At 63.1% G+C, this 18,515-nt stretch carries 21 protein-coding genes; 11 read left to right on the top strand and 10 right to left on the bottom strand.

The genetic code is table 11. The features are described from left to right. Positions 1-29: 29 nt before the first annotated feature. The 3 genes from M5C01_RS08810 (at position 30) to sutA (ending at position 2,443) form a co-directional block, all read left to right on the top strand. Positions 30-1,370, top strand: coding sequence for an ammonium transporter (locus M5C01_RS08810; protein ID WP_103499024.1), 1,341 nt, complete (start codon positions 30-32; stop codon positions 1,368-1,370). A gap of 212 nt (positions 1,371-1,582) precedes the next feature. Then, positions 1,583-2,008, top strand: a complete 426-nt coding sequence (locus M5C01_RS08805) for a secondary thiamine-phosphate synthase enzyme YjbQ (protein WP_100942141.1) — start codon at positions 1,583-1,585, stop codon at positions 2,006-2,008. Between the two features lie 102 nt (positions 2,009-2,110). After that, on the top strand, positions 2,111-2,443 hold the full coding sequence (sutA, locus tag M5C01_RS08800) for a transcriptional regulator SutA (RefSeq protein ID WP_100942140.1): 333 nt from the start codon (positions 2,111-2,113) through the stop codon (positions 2,441-2,443). Between the two features lie 132 nt (positions 2,444-2,575). On the opposite strand, the gene M5C01_RS08795 is transcribed toward sutA, so the two are convergent. From M5C01_RS08795 to M5C01_RS08770, 6 genes are read right to left on the bottom strand one after another with little or no spacing between them, the layout of a single operon-like run. After that, on the bottom strand, positions 2,576-3,283 hold the full coding sequence (locus tag M5C01_RS08795) for an HAD family hydrolase (protein WP_152736697.1): 708 nt from the start codon (positions 3,281-3,283) through the stop codon (positions 2,576-2,578). Continuing rightward, positions 3,283-4,179, bottom strand: a complete 897-nt coding sequence (gene xerC, locus M5C01_RS08790) for a tyrosine recombinase XerC (protein WP_103499022.1) — start codon at positions 4,177-4,179, stop codon at positions 3,283-3,285. The genes M5C01_RS08795 and xerC overlap by 1 nt, the downstream gene beginning before the upstream one ends. A gap of 2 nt (positions 4,180-4,181) precedes the next feature. Then, positions 4,182-4,907, bottom strand: a complete 726-nt coding sequence (locus tag M5C01_RS08785; protein ID WP_152736698.1) for a DUF484 family protein — start codon at positions 4,905-4,907, stop codon at positions 4,182-4,184. 13 nt (positions 4,908-4,920) lie between these two features. After that, on the bottom strand, positions 4,921-5,751 hold the full coding sequence (gene dapF, locus M5C01_RS08780) for a diaminopimelate epimerase (protein ID WP_103499020.1): 831 nt from the start codon (positions 5,749-5,751) through the stop codon (positions 4,921-4,923). A gap of 4 nt (positions 5,752-5,755) precedes the next feature. Beyond that, the gene (gene lysA, locus M5C01_RS08775; RefSeq protein ID WP_152736699.1) at positions 5,756-7,003 is read right to left on the bottom strand and encodes a diaminopimelate decarboxylase; all 1,248 of its coding nucleotides are present in this window, start codon (positions 7,001-7,003) and stop codon (positions 5,756-5,758) included. Between the two features lie 9 nt (positions 7,004-7,012). After that, a complete protein-coding gene (locus M5C01_RS08770; RefSeq protein ID WP_103499018.1) occupies positions 7,013-7,174 on the bottom strand; it encodes a lipoprotein in 162 nt (53 codons plus the stop codon). A 214-nt stretch (positions 7,175-7,388) separates the two neighbouring features. On the opposite strand from M5C01_RS08770, the gene cyaY reads away from it, so the two are divergent. The 3 genes from cyaY to rnk all read left to right on the top strand — a co-directional run bounded on the left by cyaY (position 7,389) and on the right by rnk (position 8,541). Further along, entirely contained in the window at positions 7,389-7,745 is a 357-nt protein-coding gene (cyaY, locus tag M5C01_RS08765; RefSeq protein ID WP_103499017.1) for an iron donor protein CyaY, read from the top strand. Next, positions 7,745-7,969: a DUF1289 domain-containing protein gene (locus M5C01_RS08760; protein ID WP_177101007.1), complete on the top strand. Its 225-nt coding sequence runs from the start codon at positions 7,745-7,747 to the stop codon at positions 7,967-7,969. The genes cyaY and M5C01_RS08760 overlap by 1 nt, the downstream gene beginning before the upstream one ends. Before the next feature lie 158 nt (positions 7,970-8,127). Continuing rightward, a complete protein-coding gene (gene rnk / locus M5C01_RS08755; RefSeq protein ID WP_152736700.1) occupies positions 8,128-8,541 on the top strand; it encodes a nucleoside diphosphate kinase regulator in 414 nt (137 codons plus the stop codon). 16 nt (positions 8,542-8,557) lie between these two features. Here the strand turns inward: rnk and M5C01_RS08750 are convergent, their stop codons facing one another. From M5C01_RS08750 to M5C01_RS08740, 3 genes are all read right to left on the bottom strand, one after another. Beyond that, positions 8,558-11,404: a class I adenylate cyclase gene (locus M5C01_RS08750; RefSeq protein WP_152736701.1), complete on the bottom strand. Its 2,847-nt coding sequence runs from the start codon at positions 11,402-11,404 to the stop codon at positions 8,558-8,560. Positions 11,405-11,580: 176 nt separating this feature from the next. After that, complete coding sequence (locus tag M5C01_RS08745) at positions 11,581-11,826, bottom strand: TIGR02647 family protein (protein ID WP_100942130.1); 246 nt, start codon at positions 11,824-11,826, stop codon at positions 11,581-11,583. Between the two features lie 176 nt (positions 11,827-12,002). Continuing rightward, entirely contained in the window at positions 12,003-12,287 is a 285-nt protein-coding gene (locus M5C01_RS08740; protein ID WP_152736702.1) for a hypothetical protein, read from the bottom strand. 125 nt (positions 12,288-12,412) lie between these two features. Here M5C01_RS08740 and M5C01_RS08735 point away from each other — a divergent pair, with 125 nt between their 5' ends. Next, positions 12,413-13,072, top strand: coding sequence for a glutathione S-transferase (locus tag M5C01_RS08735; protein WP_152736703.1), 660 nt, complete (start codon positions 12,413-12,415; stop codon positions 13,070-13,072). Positions 13,073-13,256: 184 nt separating this feature from the next. Here the strand turns inward: M5C01_RS08735 and argH are convergent, their stop codons facing one another. Then, complete coding sequence (gene argH / locus M5C01_RS08730; RefSeq protein WP_103499013.1) at positions 13,257-14,651, bottom strand: argininosuccinate lyase; 1,395 nt, start codon at positions 14,649-14,651, stop codon at positions 13,257-13,259. A gap of 185 nt (positions 14,652-14,836) precedes the next feature. Here argH and M5C01_RS08725 point away from each other — a divergent pair, with 185 nt between their 5' ends. From M5C01_RS08725 to M5C01_RS08710, 4 genes are all read left to right on the top strand, one after another. After that, the gene (locus tag M5C01_RS08725; protein WP_152736704.1) at positions 14,837-15,919 is read left to right on the top strand and encodes a sensor histidine kinase; all 1,083 of its coding nucleotides are present in this window, start codon (positions 14,837-14,839) and stop codon (positions 15,917-15,919) included. Beyond that, entirely contained in the window at positions 15,916-16,662 is a 747-nt protein-coding gene (locus tag M5C01_RS08720) for a LytTR family DNA-binding domain-containing protein (protein ID WP_100942125.1), read from the top strand. The genes M5C01_RS08725 and M5C01_RS08720 overlap by 4 nt, the downstream gene beginning before the upstream one ends. 139 nt (positions 16,663-16,801) lie before the next feature. Then, entirely contained in the window at positions 16,802-17,743 is a 942-nt protein-coding gene (gene hemC / locus M5C01_RS08715; RefSeq protein WP_103499010.1) for a hydroxymethylbilane synthase, read from the top strand. Continuing rightward, on the top strand, positions 17,740-18,507 hold the full coding sequence (locus M5C01_RS08710; protein ID WP_178129702.1) for a uroporphyrinogen-III synthase: 768 nt from the start codon (positions 17,740-17,742) through the stop codon (positions 18,505-18,507). Before hemC ends, M5C01_RS08710 begins: the two co-directional genes overlap by 4 nt. The last annotated feature ends 8 nt before the right edge of the window (positions 18,508-18,515 follow it).

Raw genomic sequence — 18,515 nt, 5'->3', positions numbered from 1 at the left:
CAAACCCCAACGCCCCAGGAGAAAACAATATGACTCTGCGTAAATTCGCAGGGCTAGGAGCCCTGTTGTCCCTCGTAATGCCGGCCTTGGCCATGGCGGCGGACCCGGTACCTGCTCCAGTCCTCAATTCCGGCGATACCAGCTGGATGCTGACCTCCACAGCCCTCGTGCTGTTCATGACGATCCCAGGCCTCGCGCTGTTCTACGGGGGCATGGTGCGTTCGAAAAACATTCTTTCCGTGATGATGCAGTGCTTCGCCATTACCGGGCTGATCACCGTTCTGTGGTTCATTTATGGCTACAGTCTTGCGTTCGATACCACCGGGATGGAAGCCAACGTCGTCAACTACAACTCCTTCGTCGGCAGTATGGCCAAGGCCTTCCTCGCGGGCATCACGCCGGCCAGCATCACCGGGCCGACGGCGCTGTTCCCCGAGGCGGTGTTCGTCACCTTCCAGATGACCTTCGCCATCATCACCCCGGCGCTGATCGTCGGTGCCTTCGCCGAACGCATGAAGTTCTCCGCGATGCTGGTGTTCATGGGCGTGTGGTTCACCCTGGTCTATGCGCCGATTGCGCATATGGTCTGGAGCGGCCCGGGTTCCCTGCTGGGCGACTGGGGCGTGCTCGACTTCGCCGGCGGCACCGTGGTGCACATCAACGCCGGTGTTGCCGGCCTGGTGGCCTGCCTGGTGCTGGGCAAGCGCAAAGGCTTCCCGAGCACCCCGATGGCGCCACACAACCTCGGTTACACCCTGATGGGCGCGGCCATGCTGTGGGTCGGCTGGTTCGGCTTCAACGCCGGTTCCGCCTCAGCGGCCAACGGCACCGCCGGTATGGCGATGCTGGTCACCCAGATCGCTACCGCCGCCGCTGCGCTGGGCTGGATGTTCGCCGAGTGGCTGACCCACGGTAAGCCAAGTGCCCTGGGCATCGCTTCGGGTGTGGTCGCCGGTCTGGTTGCCATTACGCCTGCTGCCGGCACCGTGGGCCCGATGGGCTCGCTGATCATCGGCCTGGCGGCCGGTGTGGTGTGCTTCTTCTGCGCCACCACGCTGAAACGCAAACTGGGCTACGACGACTCCCTGGACGCCTTCGGCGTGCACGGTATCGGCGGTATGCTCGGCGCGATCCTGACCGGTGTGTTCGCCGCACCGTCCATGGGCGGCTTCAACACCGCTACCACCGATGTCGCCGCACAAGTCTGGATTCAGTGCAAAGGCGTCGGCTTCACCGTCATCTACACCGCGATCGTCACCTTCATCATCCTCAAGGTGCTGGATGCCGTGATGGGGCTGCGTGTGACCGACGAAGAAGAGTCGGTGGGCCTGGACCTGGCGCAACACAACGAGCGTGGCTTGAACGTGTAACCGCACTGAAAAAAAATGCCCGGCTTGCCGGGCATTTTTTTGCCTGGAGTTTGTCATTGAAAAAGGGACTGAAAGGATTTATCCAAAGGCATTACGGCCAAAACCCCAGGGCGTTTTTGTAAGGGTCGATTGCTTACAGCAAAGCAAGAGGATTAGGCGCTTTGCTTTTTTCCACAGCGCGCTAGAATGCGCGCCGAAGGGCGGAGAACTGTATGTGGCAACAGACCCTGATTACCTTGCGGGCCAGGCCCCGGGGTTTTCATTTGGTGACCCAGGAGTTGCTCGACGGTTTGCCTGAACTCCAGGCGTGCCAGGTCGGTCTTTTGCATCTGTGGCTGCAGCATACCTCGGCCTCGTTGACCATCAACGAGAATGCCGATCCGGCGGTCCGTCGCGACTTCGAGCGTTTTTTCAACCGGCTGGTACCCCAGGTCAAGGCCGATTATGAACACAACGACGAAGGCGCGGACGACCTGCCGGCGCACTTCAAGGCCAGTTTGCTAGGCTGTCAGCTGACTTTGCCGGTGACGGCGGGACGGTTGGCTCTGGGTAGCTGGCAAGGTGTCTATCTGGGCGAGCACCGGGATCATGGCGGTGCTCGTAAAGTCCTTGCCACCCTTTACGGTGACGGGGCATAAGCCGCTGGTATGCAGCGGATGTTGATTTTTTTCCGGCGGCCTTCGACAGTCGGCACAGCTGGGCTATAACTAATCTGCTTTTCGCAAGTCATGAGGTAGAACATGAGCGACGATGATCTGGAAAACGACGACCTCGAGGTCGGTGAAGACGACGAAACCGAAGAAGGTCTGGAAGCGGCGTCAGCTGAAGATGTAGATGTTGCCGATGACGACGGTGGTGATGCACCGGTACCGACTGCCAAGGGCAAAGCCAAGGCTGCGGTGTCGGTTGACGAACTGCCGAGCGTTGAAGCCAAGAACAAGGAACGCGACGCCCTGGCCAAGGCCATGGAAGAGTTCCTGGCGCGTGGCGGCAAGGTGCAGGAAGTCGAGGCCAATGTGGTGGCCGATCCGCCCAAGAAGCCCGATAACAAATACGGCAGCCGGCCTATCTGAGTCTCAGCGTCGGTTTTCTGCTTTGTTGAAAAAGCCCGCCGTCGCTGCGGGCTTTTTCATGGGCGGACAGAGGTGTTTGGCACCGGCTGCGCCGGTGATCGCGAGCAAGCTTGCTCCTACAGGGGCATGCGCTCAGGCAGGGATATTCCAACCGGCCAGCAGTGCCGGTAGCTCGCTCAGGCTGCGAACCTGCGCATCCGGCTGCCGCTCTGCTTCCCAGGCCTTGCCCGTCGGGTTGTACCAGATCGCCCGCAGGCCGGCCTGCTGGGCCCCGGCGATGTCGTCCCCGGGGTGATCGCCGATATGCACCGCCGCGCTGGCCGGGACATTGCCGCCGCGCACCAGGGCTTCGTGGAACAGCCGTGCATCCGGCTTGGCGATGCCGATGTCTTCGGCACACAGCGCAAAGCGGAAATAGTCGGCGAGCCCGAGGCGGCGCACGTCGGCATTGCCATTGGTGACCACTCCCAGGGCAAAGGAGCGGCCCAAAGCCTCCAGGGTCGGCTCGACCTCCGGAAACACCTCGATCTGGTGCCGGGCGTGGATAAACACCTCGAAGCTCTCCTCCGCCAGCTGCAAAGCCTGCGCATGGGGATAACCGGCCTCTTCCAGGGCATGGAACAGAACCCGCCGGCGCAAGGCGCTGATGCGGTGCTTGAGCGTCGGCTCCTTGAGCAATACCCGTTCGCGAATCGCCCACAGGTGTTCCACCGGCACGCCGCCCAGGTTCGGGGCATGCTCGGCCAGCCATTCACGCAAAACGGCCTCCGCGCTGTGGATAACCGGCGCGGTATCCCACAGGGTATCGTCGAGGTCGAAGGTGATCAGCTGAATCGTCATTACTCACTGTCCTTGCTGCGTTTGGCCCGGGGATGGGCGCTGTCATAGACGGTTGCCAGGTGCTGGAAGTCCAGGTGGGTGTAGATCTGCGTGGTCTTGATATCCGAGTGGCCGAGCAGCTCCTGCACGGCGCGCAAATCCTGGGACGACTCCAGCAGGTGGCTGGCGAAGGAGTGCCGGAGCATGTGCGGGTGCAGGTTCTGCCCCAGTTCGCGCTCGCCGGCGGCCTTGACCCGCAGTTGAATGGCCCGTGGACCCAGGCGGCGGCCTTGCTGGCTGACGAATACGGCGTCGTCGGGGGGATTGCTCAGGGCGCGCAGCGGCAACCAGCTCTGCAAGGCTTCCCGGGCTTTGCGGCCGATGGGCAGGACGCGGGTCTTGCTGCCCTTGCCGTGGACCTGCACCAGGCCGTCGGCCAGGTCCAACTGCTCCAGATCGAGCCCGGTCAGCTCTGACAGGCGCAGGCCCGAGGAGTAGAACAGCTCGAGAATGGCCTGGTCGCGACGGGCGATAAAGTCGTCCTCCACCCCGCCGTCCAGCAATTGCAGGGCGCGGTCGGTATCCAGGGTCTTGGGCAGGCGGCGTTCGCCCTTGGGCGGTGCCAGGCCGGTGGCCGGGTCGTGGGTGCAGAGGCCTTCGCGGTTGAGGTACTGGTACAGCCCGCGCACCGCCGACAGCAGGCGGGCCAGGCTGCGGGAGGACTGGCCCTGCTGGTGCAGGCGGGCGATCAGGCGCCTCAGGCGTTGGATATCCAGGGCGCTCCAGCTGCCGATCTGTTCCTTGGTGCAAAAGCCCAGGACCTTGTCCAGGTCGCGGCGATAAGCCAGCAGCGTATGGGGCGACACCTGGCGCTCACTGCGCAGGTGCTCGCAGTAGGCGTCCAGCTGCCGCTCCATGGCTAGCGCACCGAGCGCAGGGTGGGGGTGAAGCGCGGAACCACGCGGCCCATGACTTCGGCGATGTAGCTGAGGAACAGGGTGCCCACCGAGCTTTTGTAGTGTTGCGGGTCACGGCTGGCCACGGCCAGGACGCCATGTACACCCTGATAGCTGATGGCGACCACCGCGGTGGAGCCGATCTGCTTGCGTTGTTCTTCGCCGAACAGGAAGTCCAGCTCGTGCTCACGCAGGCTGCCGCTGATGCTCTTGCCTTCCGAGAGCAGGCCGCCGATGGCCTGCTGGGCTTCGGCATGGCTGACCCAGCGGCCCACCGGCATGGCGTTGTCGCCGAACAGGATCAGGCTGACGAAGGGCACCTGGAAGTCCTGGCGCAGGCTGTCTTCCACGGCCATGACCAGGTCGTCCAGGCTGGTGGCGTCCATCAGCGCGAGGATCAGGCGGCGGGTCTTCTCGAACAGGCGATCGTTGTCCCGGGCCACATCCATCAGTTGCGACAGGCGATGGCGCATCTCGATGTTGCGCTCGCGGAGGATCTTCATCTGGCGCTCGACCAGCGACACCGTATCGCCGCGTCGATGAGGAATGCGCAGCGCCGGCAGCAGTTCCTCGTGCTCGACGAAGAAATCCGGATTGGCCTCCAGATAGGCGGCGACCTGCGCCGCCTCAAGGCTCTGTGCAGGCGACTCGTTGGGCTGTTCGGCTGGAACCTGAGGCTGGTCGGTCATGGTATTGGCTCGCTTATAGACGCACTTGTCCTTCATACACCCGAACGGCAGGACCCGTCATCATCACCGGTTCGCCGACACCCGCCCATTCGATGGACAGGCGTCCGCCGGGCAGGTCGAGGGTCACCGGTGAATCCATCCAGCCCTGGCTGATGGCAGCCACCGCGGCGGCGCAGGCGCCGGTCCCGCAGGCCTGGGTTTCCCCGGCGCCACGTTCCCAGACTCGCAGTTGTCCGCGGTGGCGGTCAATCACTTGCAGGAAGCCGACATTGACCCGGGCCGGAAAGCGCGGGTGATGTTCGATCTTCGGTCCCAGTTCATGCACCGGCGCGCTGTTGATGTCGCTGACCCGCAGCACCGCATGGGGATTGCCCATGGACACGGCCGCCAGGTCGACGTTCTGGCCGTCGACATCCACGGCGTAGCTCGTGGCCTGTTGCTCGGCCTGGAACGGGATTTCGGCCGGCACCAGGCGCGGCGGGCCCATGTTCACGCTGATCTGGCCGTCCTGGCGGACATCCAGCTCGATGACTCCGCTCTTGGTTTCGACGCGGATCAGGCGCTTGGCGGTCAGGCGTTTGTCGAGCACGAAACGGGCGAAACAGCGCGCACCGTTGCCGCACTGTTCCACTTCCGAACCGTCGGAGTTGAAGATCCGATAGCGGAAATCCACTTCCGGATTGCTCGGTGCCTCGACGATCAGCAACTGGTCGAAGCCGATACCGGTGTGGCGGTCGCCCCATTGCTTGGCGTGCTTGGGCTGGATATGCGCGTGCTGGCTGACCAGGTCGAGGACCATGAAGTCGTTGCCCAGGCCGTGCATCTTGGTAAAACGCAGCAGCATGGTCTTACTCCGGCAGCAGGCTTTCGCCGGCATACAACTCGGCGAGCGTCTCGCGACGACGCACTTCGAACATCTGCTCGCCATCCACCAGCACTTCGGCGGCGCGGCCGCGAGTGTTGTAGTTGGAGCTCATGACGAAACCGTAGGCGCCGGCCGAGTGCACGGCCAGCAGGTCACCTTCCTCGAGGGCCAGCTGACGTTCCTTGGCCAGGAAGTCGCCGGTCTCGCAGATCGGCCCGACGATATCGTAGACCCGCCCGGCGGCTTCGCGCGGACGTACGGCGCTGACGCCCATCCAGGCCTGGTACAGGGCCGGACGGATCAGGTCGTTCATCGCCGCGTCGACGATGGCGAAATCCTTGTGTTCGGTGTGCTTGAGGTACTCGACCTGGGTCAGCAACACGCCGGCATTGGCGACGATATAGCGGCCCGGCTCGAACATCAGCCCCAGGTCGCGACCGGCGATACGCTCGCGCACGGCCTTGATGTAGTCGCCGACCAGCGGCGGCTCTTCGTCGCGATAACGCACGCCGACGCCGCCACCGAGGTCGATGTGCTGCAGGTGGATGCCGCATTCGCCGAGGCGGTCGATCAGCGCCAGCAGGCGGTCGAGGGCGTCGAGGAAGGGCTCGAGGGTGGTCAGTTGCGAGCCGATATGGCAATCGACGCCCAGCACTTCCAGGTTCGGCAGCTGTGCGGCGCGGATGTAGACATCCTCGGCATCGGCAATGGCGATACCGAATTTGTTCTCTTTAAGGCCGGTGGAGATGTACGGGTGGGTGCCGGCGTCGACATCCGGGTTGACCCGCAACGAGATCGGCGCACGCACGCCCAGCTCGGCGGCCACTACTTGCAGGCGTTCCAGCTCGTCGGTGGACTCGATATTGAAGCAGTGCACACCGACTTCCAGGGCGCGGCGCATGTCTTCACGGGTCTTGCCGACGCCGGAGAAGACGATCTTGTCGGCGCTGCCGCCGGCGGCCAGGACCCGCTCCAGTTCACCACGGGAAACGATGTCGAAACCGGCACCGAGGCGTGCCAGGACGTTCAGCACGCCCAGGTTGGAGTTGGCCTTGACCGCGAAGCAGACCAGGTGCGGCATGCCGTCGAGGGCATTGGCATAGGCATTGTACTGCGCCTCGATGTGGGCGCGGGAATAGACGTAGGTCGGCGTGCCAAAGCGCTCGGCAATGGCGGACAAAGCTACACCTTCCGCGAACAGCTCACCGCCACGGTAGTTAAAAGCTTCCATGGTGATCCCTTAGTAGGTGTCGTGCTGGTGCGCTTTGGCCTGCGAGGACTTGGCCTGGTCGTCCGGGTTCTGGCTGCCATCGGGCAGATACAGCGGACCTTTTTGACCACAGGCGGAGACGAGGCAAGCGATCGCGAGGAGCGCAGCAAGGGAAGAGATCAGGCGCTTCATGGCGAAATCCTTTGAAAAAGCATTAATTGCGCCGGAGTATACCGGCCACCCGGCGGCTTGCCTATGCGGGCCGCTGCCCGTCCGGCGGCACCCGGGCACCGTTTGTGGATTATTGATGTCACTCTTGGCTTCACGTGGTTATGCTTTGCAATCGTCCGGGAGCGCTCGTATCTTGCGGCGCTTGAAGGGACAGGCATTTTTCGAGGTTCGCGCAATGAGTTTGACTGAAGCCCGTTTTCACGATCTGGTCGATTCCACCCTGGAAAACCTGGAAGAAGTGTTCGATGAGAGTGGCCTGGATGTGGACCTGGAAAACTCCGCCGGTGTGCTCACCGCGAAGTTCGAAGGCGGCAGCCAGCTGATCTTCAGTCGCCAGGAGCCGCTGCGTCAGCTCTGGCTGGCGACGGCCAAGCCCACCGGTGGTTATCACTTCGAGTACAAGGAAAGCAGCAGCGAGGATGAAGACGGCAGCTATTGGTTCTGTGTGAAGAGCGAAGAGAAGCTCAACGAGATCCTGGCGCGCTTTACCCTGGAACAGGCCGGTGTCGACCTGGACTTCGAAGAGATCTGATCGTGACGCAGCAAACCGCTCCGGCACGCCCCGCCAAGCCGTTGTACAGCAACGTCAGCCCGGCCGTGCCGTCGCCTTGTGTGAGCCTTTGTCGGCTGGACGAGCAGAAAATTTGTATCGGCTGTTTTCGGCACGTCGAGGATATCCGCGAGTGGCGCGCGGCGGATGATGCGCGCCGGCGGGAGATCTGCGAGCAGGCCCGGCAGCGCCAGGCGCAGGCCTGACGGATTGTCGGGGGCAAACCCCTTCCGCCTCGGGTTGTGTATTTACGCCGCTGTGGTAGTGTCCGGGTACGCCTCGTGTCGACGAGGCCTGTGAAAACCCCGCCTTTCGTGGCGGGGTTTTGCTTTTATCGTGCAGAAAAAAGGAGTCTGCCTGGATCATGAGCACCGCACCTTCCATCATCCTCACCCGCCTTGACGTGCAACGTCTGGAGCGCCTGATCGACAGCCTGGACGAAACGCTGCCCGGTGTCATCGCGTTGCAAGCCGAACTGGACCGTGCCGACAGCGTGGTAGGCCACGAAGAAGTGCCGGCCGGTGTCGTGACCATGAATTCCCGGGTGCACTGCCGTGAAGAGGTCAGCGGCAAGGATTATCGCCTGACCCTGGTGTACCCGCAGGACGCCAATGCCGATGAAGGGCGGATTTCCATTCTCGCGCCGGTGGGCAGCGCTTTGCTCGGTTTGCAGGTCGGCCAGCACATCGATTGGCCCGCTCCGGGCGGCAAGACCCTGAAGCTGAACCTGCTGGAAGTGGAATATCAGCCGGAAGCCGCCGGCGACTTCCACCTCTGAGCCCACCCTGGCGCCCTCAGACCTGGTCCAGTGCCAGGTTCAGCGCGCTTTCCAGTTCGGCCTTGTAGCGCAGGTAGAGATTGCTCGAACCCTGTCCGTCACCGATCAGCGCACTCAGGTCCAGGTCGGTGATGTAGCAGCGGTAGCGTTCGATTTCCCGGCGCTGCCCGACGATTTCCCGGGCGACCGTGATAAACAACTGGTCGCCGTATTCCAGTTCGGAAAACTCCCGCTGATTGCAGTACAGGGTGACCTGGACCGTATCCGTCCCGGTTTTGCCGACAATCGCCTGGACGTCATAGAACGGCTTGTTGACCGGGGTTTGCGGCGCCGGCCGGGGTTCAACCCGGCGCGCTCGCCCGGGTCCCGAGGGCAGCACCTGGTAGTAGAGGATTTCCAGCGCCGCCGAAGACGCCGTCGTCTCCATGGGCATCAGCGCCTCGCGGCGGTAGAGAATCGACTGCAGGAAGCGTTGCAGCGGCACCAGCAGGCTTTGCTCGTCATGGAACGGCAGGCGCTGTTGCCAGAGGGCATTGAACTCATCCAGCACGTACAGCTCGGCGTAGGTGTCGTTGATCCGGTAGAACACCTGCACGCATTCGGGCTGGCCCATGGGCAGCACCAGCGCCAGGTCGTGCTCCTCCATCGCCCGGATGTCCACGTACAGCGGGCTGTAGGCGGACAGTTCCTGGTTCAGGTAGCTGAGCAACTCCGCCAGGCTGTCCAGGGCGATATGTTTGACACGGCCCTGCACCAGCTCCAGGACGTGATAGTGCTGCTGGACCTGGACCAGATAACGATGATTGAGGTTGCCGAGCAACAGTTCCTGGGCGGTGTTGAGCACTTCCTCGACCCGTTGGGCGATGAACTGCGCGCGGTTGTGGCAGAAGCAGCGCACTCGCAAGCGCGGCAGCTGGCGCCCGACCGGCAGGTGGTTGAGGTAGTTGCACAGGCAGTCGAGCAGCGCGTGAGGACCGTCGTAACGGTTGATCAGCACTTCGTTCCAGCTGTTGAGCGTGACCTGGTCGAGGGTCAGCACCAGGTTTTCCCTGACGCCGGCGTAACTCAGGGAGTCGGTGCGCTCGGTGGTCATCAGGATATTCAGGTCGCGGTGGTGCTTGAGCGGGTCGACCCCGATATTCACCAGGATCAGCACTTCGGCCGCAATACTCGGGCGCAGCAACTGGTCCTCGCTGACGCTGCCCAGGGGCAGGGCGATGGTCTGTTGCAGGCTGCCGAGCAGGTTGAACAGTTCGAACTCGGTCAGGTCGCTGCTACCGGGGTGCAGCGACAGGCGTGTGGTGGGGTCGATCACACCATTGCGATGACTCCAGGCCAGCAGTTCCAGCAGTTCGCGGCTGCGCTTGATCGGGGCGAAGTTTTCCCATTCGAGGGCGTTCAGGCTGCCGTTGTACAAGGCCCAGTGGGTTTGCCCCGGCTCCTTGCGGTTGGGCGACTGGACCAGGGTAAGGGTGTCTTCGGCCAGGTCCGGGGCGATGCCGGGGTTGATGAACTCGATCTTGCCGGCCTTGCGCTCGAACGCGGCGTACAGACGGCGGCCGAGGACATTCAGGTCGCGCTTGTTGATCAGGCTGACCGCCTGCTCGGTGCGGGCGAACTGGGTCAGGAAGCGGTAGCTGTAGTTGAGTTCGTTGACCAGGGCCCGGCGTTCGGCGCTGACCTGGCGGACTTTCCACTGGCTGCGGCTGTCGAGCAGCGCCAGTTGCCGGCGGTCCCAGCCCCACTCGGCGGCCAGTCGCATCAGCAGCAGGCGCTGCCAGCTCTGGTTGCGCGTGCTCTGGCCGGTAAGCTTGCGGTTGACCTTCAGGTACAGGCTGCGCCGCACCAATTCCAGGCGCTCCGGTTCATTGCGGGCCTTGAGGTACTCCTCGATGCGCCGGTAGACCACGATATAGGGGTCCAGCTCGTCGAGGTCCAGGTGATTGGCGAACACCGCCTGCTTGAAGCGCAGGCTCAGGCACTCGACGTGGGGATGTTCGCTGGCGTAGACCTCGATCAGCAGCAGCTTGAGCACCGATTTGTAGGGCGACTCGATGCCTTTGAACAGTTGCCAGAGCCCGGCACCGATAAATTCCCCCGGCGGAATCCGCGCCAGATGGCCGAGGTCGAGGGTTTCGTTGGCGCGGATAAAACGCTTGGACAACAAGGTGTGGGTGTACTGGTCGTAGTGCTGTTCCTCATACACCGGCACCAGCCACCACAGCGGCGTGCGCCCGGCGAGCCAGATGGCGGTGCGGTAGAACTCGTCCAGCAACAGGTAATGCTGGGTGGTGCCGCAGTCTTCCGAACTCAGTTGCGTATCGCGCTCGCCGCGCACGAAGCGGCTCGGGTCGATCAGGAAGAAATGCGCTTCGGCGCCCTGGCTGGCGGCCCACTCCTCCAGCAACTGGCACTTCTTGCGCAGTTCGGCCAACTCGCCCTGGCTCAGATCGCTGGCGTGGCAGACCCACATGTCCATGTCGCTCTGCTCGGCCTGGGCCAGGGTGCCGAGGCTGCCCATCAGGAACAGGCCGTGGATCGGCCGCGGTGGATTGCCGTGGCGGGTCTTGTAGGAAAACGAGCGGGTCAGGCGCTGGGCTTCGGCCAGGGCCAGCTCGCCGGGCTCATAGTCCGACAGTCCGGCTGGTGTGCTACCGGAGACATAACCGGGCAGCAACGGGTGATTGACGTGGAAAAACAGCGGCAGCAGGTTGAGCACCACCTGTTGGCGCGGTGACAGGCCTTCGAGGGCACGACTCATGCGCCCCTGGTTGAGCTTCAGGAAGCGCGCACGCAGTTGGCTGAGGACTTTGCGATCGATTCCCTCGTCCAGGTTCGGGCGAATTTCGTGGGTACGCGTCATGTCTAACTCAAACCGGCTCGCGGGGCTCGAAAGGAAGGGGTTCGCAAGGGTGGCAGTTTAGCGCCGAAGTGGCAGGACGCTTAAACAGAATTTCTTCTGGACGTCGGTTTTTCAGCGTTTTGTCGTCGGCGCCCGCGAGATCCGGCAGAAGGCGATCCCGTGGGCGCGGCGAAGGGTCAGGCGGCTTCTTTGATGGCCAGGATGGTCAGCAGGCCTTGTGCATGCTCGGCTGCGTCACGGCCCAGGCTGGTCAGGTAACCGCCGTCGGCTTGGGTGATCAGCTCTTTCTCGAACAGGCGTTGGGCGGCGGCGATGGCTTTTGGCGCGGCGGTCTGATGAATTTTCAGGCCTTCCTGGGAATTGCCCAGATTGAACAGTGCAAGGATTTCCAGTTCGGCAACCAACTCAGGGGTATACGACATAAGGACTCCAGACTTTCTAGGAATTATTGGACGACAGCGCCCCTAAGGTGATCGTACTTGAGCGCTCTGTCCAGTCTTCGATGTGGATGCGGTCGAACGGTGGGGACAGCGCCCCGGGACCGAGTGGTGAGGGGGCGATATCAGTGTAGACAGGGGGCGCTGCAAATCCAGTGGGGTTACTGAATCTCGGGAGGCAGTTCCGGCAGGGCACGCAAGGCGGTCTCGTACCATTCTGTATTGAACGGGCGATCTTCATCCAACATCGCATCGATCTCCACGGCCAGCACGTGGGCCATCAGGTTGAGGATCTCTTCGCGCTCGTAACCCACCAGGGTCAGTTTGTTGAAGATCGCCTTGGCCGCCGGCGGGTTGTCGGTCTCGATCTGGTTTTCGATGGCCTGGACCAGGGTGCTTTCGGCGAACGCTTCGTCGTCGTTGTCGATATCGGTTGGCTCGCTCATGGCGGACTCCTCAAGGAAAGGCGGCCAGTTTAACTGCATTCAGGGGCGTGATGCTGCTGGCGAGAGAGCCTTCGAGGTTCTATAACTGCCGGGGCCAACCCCCTGCACGGCCTGGAGGCTTTGTGATGCTCAAACTTTATGGATTCGCGGTCAGCAACTACTACAACATGGTCAAGTTGGCGCTGCTGGAAAAGGGCCTGCCTTTCGAGGAAGTGCCGTTTTATGCCGGGCAGACCCCGGAGGCCCTGGCGATAAGCCCCCGTGGCAAGGTCCCGGTGCTGGGCGTAGAGCAGGGTTTTATCAACGAAACCGCGGTGATCCTGCCGTATATCGATGACACCCAGCCGGGGGTGAAGCTGCTGCCGGCCGATCCTTTCCAGCGGGCCCGGGTGTTGGCGCTGGCCAAGGAAATCGAGTTGTACATCGAGTTGCCGGCGCGGGCGTCGTTCGCCGAGGCCTTCTTCGGGATGCCGGTGCCGGAGGCGATCAAGGAGAAGACCCGGGCCGAATTGCTGCTGGGCTTCGCCTCGCTCAAGCGTCATGGCACGTTCGGCCCTTATGTGGCGGGCAGCGAGTTCAGCGTGGCGGATATCTACTTTCTCTACAGCGTCGACCTGGCCTGCGCGGTCGGCCAGAAGCTGTTCGGGATTGATTTGTTGGCCGAGATGCCTGAGGCCAAAGCGTTACTGGAACGCTTGCAGCAGTGGCCGAATGTGCAGCGGATCGCGGCGGACAAGGAAGCGGGGATGCCGGCGTTCCTGGCGATGGTTGCGGCCAAGAAATAGTTTTGTAGCGCTCATCAGGGCGCCATCGCCGGCAAGCCGGGCTCCTACAAGGAGCGGGGCTCGACGGTATCTCGCGGTGAAACACGGTTCTGTGGGAGCCGGCTTGCTGGCGATTCAAGTGACGCGGTCTATCAGACACACCGCGTCATTGTTCATCGCCAGCAAGCCGGCTACAACACAGGGATCAGCGGCTGGCGAGCAACGCCTGGCCACGTGCAACGGCCAACTTCACCTGCGCCGGTGCCGTCCCGCCGATATGGTTGCGGGCATTGACCGAGCCTTCCAGGGTCAATACCGCAAACACGTCGTCATCGATCTGGTCGCTGAACGTGCGCAGTTCTTCCAGGCTCATTTCCGCCAGGTCCTTGCCGGTTTCCACGCCGTACTTCACCGCATGGCCGACGATCTCGTGGCAATCACGGAACGGCAGGCCACGACGCACCAGGTAATCCGCCAGGTCGGTCGCGGTGGAGAAACCCCGCAGCGCCGCTTCGCGCATCACCGCGTGCTTGGGTTTGATCGCCGGGATCATGTCGGCAAACGCCCGCAACGAATCGCGCAGGGTGTCGGCGGCGTCGAACAGCGGTTCCTTGTCTTCCTGGTTGTCCTTGTTGTAGGCCAGCGGCTGGCCCTTCATCAAGGTCAGCAGGCCCATCAGCGCGCCGAACACCCGGCCGGTCTTGCCGCGCACCAGCTCCGGCACGTCGGGGTTCTTCTTCTGGGGCATGATCGAGCTGCCGGTGCAGAAGCGGTCCGGCAGGTCGATGAACTGGAACTGCGCGCTGGTCCACAACACCAGCTCTTCGGAGAAGCGCGACAGGTGCATCATCGCGATGCTGGCCGCCGAGCAGAACTCGATGGCGAAGTCACGATCCGAAACGTTGTCCAGGGAGTTGCCGCCGACCGCGTCGAAGCCCAGCAGTTGGGCGGTGTATTCACGGTCGATCGGGTAGGTGGTGCCGGCCAGCGCCGCGCTGCCCAGGGGCATGCGGTTGGTGCGCTTGCGGCAGTCGACCAGGCGCTCGTAGTCGCGGCTGAGCATTTCGAACCAGGCCAGCATATGGTGCCCGAAGGTCACCGGCTGGGCGGTCTGCAAGTGTGTGAAGCCGGGCATGATGCTGCCGGCTTCGCGCTCGGCCTGTTCCAGCAGGCCTTTTTGCAGGCGGGTGATTTCAGCCAGGATCAGGTCGATCTCGTCCCGCAGCCACAGGCGGATATCGGTGGCCACCTGGTCGTTGCGGCTGCGACCGGTGTGCAGCTTCTTGCCGGTGATACCGATACGGTCGGTCAGGCGCGCTTCGATATTCATGTGCACGTCTTCCAGGTCCACGCGCCAGTCGAACTGGCCGGCCTCGATTTCACCCTGGATGGTTTTCAGGCCGTCGGCGATGCTGTCGCGTTCGGCATCGGTCAGCACGCCGACCTTGGCCAGCATCGTGGCGTGGGCGATGGAGCCCATGATGTCGTGGCGATAGAGGCGCTGGTCGAACGTGACGGAGGCGGTGAAGCGTGCGACGAAGGCGTCGACGGGTTCACTGAAGCGGCCGCCCCAGGACTGGTTGGTCTTGTCGGTGCTCATGGATTCGCTCGTGATCTGCTGAAAGTGGGTTGCCGGAAAAGTTGTCACCGATCATAACAGGGTTGCGCCGAGGCCCGTCAGCCGGCCGGCGTGCACAGGGTGGATTTGCGGTCGTGGTGGATTAAATTTCGACCGAATCTGTCGAACGGCTTGTCGGCACGGGCGCGGGCGCAGAGACTGGGCCCATGCCTATTTCACGATCGAACGAAGGGCGTGACGCGCCCGCGACCCAGGAATTCTTCCTTCCGGAACTCTGCCTGCCCGAGGCGCTGCTGGTGCTGGTGGTGCTGGCCGAGCTGCTGGTCATGGTGCTGGTGTTGGCCGAGCCGATGCCCGTCGGTTTCGACTGGGTGCGCCTGGCGCTGACTTCCTTGTATGTGCAGTGGATCGTGCTGTTGTCGGCGGCGTTGTTGTGCAGTGCGCGGGCCTGGTTGGCGCGCTTGCGCCCGGGGCTGGCCGGGGTGCTGTGCTGTGCCCTGGTGGTCGGGTTGAGCCTGGCCTGTACCGGCCTGACCGAGTACTTTTCCCTGGCCGGCCCGCCCTCGGGTGAAGGTACGCTTGGGCACTATCTGCGCCATGGTTTGATCAGCCTCATCATGTCGGCCCTGATGTTGCGCTACTTTTATCTGCAGAGTCAGTGGCGTCGCCAGCAGCAGGCGGAGTTGCAGGCGCGCATCGAAGCCTTGCAGTCGAGGATCCGCCCGCACTTCCTGTTCAACAGCCTGAACAGCATCGCCAGCCTGGTGGTGAGCGATCCGCGACAGGCCGAGCAGGCCGTGCTGGATCTGTCCGACCTGTTCCGCGCCAGCCTGGCCAGGCCAGGCAACCTGGTGACCTGGCGTGACGAGCTGGAATTAGCGCAACGATATTTGTCGATTGAGCAATATCGTCTTGGCAACCGTCTACAGTTGGACTGGAGGGTGGGCACAATTCCAGAGGATTTGCCGATCCCGCAATTAACCTTGCAACCACTGTTGGAAAACGCTCTGATCTACGGCATCGCACCGCGCATCGAAGGCGGCGTGGTCAGGGTCGAAGCCGACTATAAAGAGGGAGAGTTCATATTGTGTATCAGCAATCCCTACGACGATGCCGCACCGCGGCAGGTGTCGGGCGGTACTCAATTGGCACTGGCAAATATCGGTGCCCGACTTACGGCACTTTTCGGGCCTCGCGCTAGTCTTAGCGTGGATCGCCGTGACGGTCGTCACTTCACCTGTCTACGCTATCCTTGTGCGAGACTCACGCAGGAATCCAGTGCAATATGAATGTCCTGATCGTTGATGACGAACCCCTGGCCCGCGAGCGCCTGAGCCGTTTGGTCGGCGAACTCGAGGGTTACAGTGTCCTGGAGCCCAGCGCCACCAATGGCGAAGAGGCATTGTCCCTGATCGAGAGCCTGAGGCCCGATGTGGTCCTGCTCGATATCCGCATGCCCGGCCTCGACGGCCTGCAAGTGGCGGCACGGTTGTGCGAGCGTGAGGCACCACCGGCCGTGGTGTTCTGCACCGCCCATGACGAGTTTGCCCTGGAAGCGTTCCAGGTCAGCGCCGTGGGTTACCTGGTCAAGCCGGTGCGCGCCGAGCACCTGCTCGAAGCGCTGAAGAAGGCCGAGCGTCCCAACCGCGTACAACTGGCGGCCCTGACACGGCCCGCCGCTGAATCCGGTGCCGGCCCGCGCAGTCATATCAGCGCCCGTACCCGCAAGGGCATCGAGCTGATTCCCCTGGACCAGGTGATCTACTTCATTGCCGACCACAAGTACGTGACCCTGCGCCACGAGGGTGGCGAAGTGCTGCTGGATGAGCCGTTGAAGGCCCTGGAAGACGAGTTCGGCGACCGTTTTGTGCGTATTCACCGCAACGCGCTGGTGGCTCGCGAACGCATCGAGCGCCTGCAACGTACGCCGTTGGGGCACTTCCAGCTGTTCCTCAAGGGCCTGGGCGGTGACGCGCTGATCGTCAGCCGACGCCATGTCGCCGGTGTGCGCAAGATGATGCAACAGCTTTAATCCGTGCCTTGCGCGTGGCGCAAGGTACCGTCTACCCGGTATTTCCAGGCCAGGGAGGCCGCTTATTGGCTGATACAAGTCAAAGCGGGCCGGGCCGAGCTGTTATTATCTGCCGTATCTATTCAGTACGGATCGATCCATGTCTTCTCGCGAAATCCGCATCGCTACCCGTAAAAGTGCGCTGGCCCTGTGGCAGGCCGAATACGTCAAGGCCCGCCTGGAGCAGGCTCATCCCGGTTTGTCGGTGGTCCTGGTCCCCATGGTCAGTCGCGGCGACAAGCTGCTGGACTCGCCGCTGTCGAAAATCGGCGGCAAGGGCTTGTTCGTCAAGGAACTGGAAACCGCGCTGCTCGAGCACGAGGCCGATATCGCCGTGCATTCGATGAAAGACGTGCCGATGGATTTCCCCGAAGGCCTCGGCCTGTTCTGCATCTGCGAGCGCGAAGACCCGCGCGATGCCTTCGTTTCCAATACCTTCGCCAGTCTTGAGGATCTGCCGGCCGGCAGCGTGGTCGGCACTTCGAGCCTGCGCCGCCAGGCACAATTGCTGACCCGTCGGCCTGACCTGCAGATCCGCTTCCTGCGTGGCAACGTCAACACCCGCCTGGCCAAGCTGGACGCCGGCGAGTACGACGCGATCATCCTCGCCGCCGCCGGCCTGATACGCCTCGGTTTTGAAGATCGCATCACCTCGGCCATCAGTGTCGAAGACAGCTTGCCGGCCGGTGGCCAGGGCGCGGTGGGTATCGAATGCCGCAGCGCCGACACGGAAATCCATGCCCTGCTGGCACCCCTGCACCATGCCGACACCGCCGTGCGGGTCACCGCCGAGCGCGCCTTGAATAAACATCTGAACGGCGGTTGCCAGGTGCCGATTGCCTGTTACGCCGTGCTCGAAGGCGAGCAGATCTGGCTGCGTGGGCTGGTCGGCGATCCCAAGGGCGGCCTGCTGCTCAGCGCCGATGCCCGGGCTCCGCAAGCTGATGCCCAGGCCCTCGGCGTGCAGGTCGCACAAGCGCTGCTGGCCCAGGGCGCGGACGCGATTCTCCAGGCCGTCTATGGCGAGGCTGGCGAAGAGTGAGTGGTTGGCGCCTGTTGTTGACCCGGCCGGCGTCAGAGTCGGCGGAGCTGGCGAGCGCCCTGGCCGCGGCCGGGATATTCAGCAGCAGCCTGCCGCTGCTGGAGATCGAACCCGTGCCCCTCGACGGTGCCGGGCGGACGATGATCTACGACCTGGCCCACTACAGTGCGGTGATCGTGGTCAGCAAGCCGGCGGCGCGCCTGGCTGTTGAGTTGGTGGACCAGTACTGGCCGCAGCCGCCGTTCCTGCCATGGTTCACGGTGGGTGCCGCGACTGCGGGGATCCTCGCCGATTACGGCCTCGAGGTTGATTATCCCGCCGAGGGCGACGACAGTGAGGCCTTGTTGGCGTTGCCGGCGTTGCAGCAGGCGCTGGCGTGCCCCGAGCCGCGGGTATTGATCCTGCGCGGAGAGGGCGGACGCGAGCTGCTGGCCGAGCGTTTGCGCGGCCAGGGTGCTAGTGTCGACTACCTTGAGTTGTACCGTCGGCTGTTGCCCGAGTATGCCGAGGGCTTCCTGGCCCAGCGCGTCGCGGCGGAACGCCTGAACGCCCTGGTGGTCAGCAGTGGGCAGGGTTTTGAACACCTGCTCCAGTTGGCGGCGACGGCCTGGCCGGAACTGGCGCGCCTGCCGCTGTTTGTTCCAAGCCCGCGGGTGGCCGAAATGGCCCGCGCCGCGGGGGCCCAACATGTGGTGGATTGTCGTGGTGCCAGTGCCACGGCTTTGCTAGCGGCGTTGCGGGAACATCCCGTACCCGCTCTCTAGAATGCAAA

Origin of the sequence: Pseudomonas sp. MWU12-2319, from assembly GCF_023242525.1 — a bacterium.
Lineage (GTDB): Bacteria > Pseudomonadota > Gammaproteobacteria > Pseudomonadales > Pseudomonadaceae > Aquipseudomonas > Aquipseudomonas gingeri_D.
This window is presented reverse-complemented; position numbering and strand designations above follow the sequence as displayed.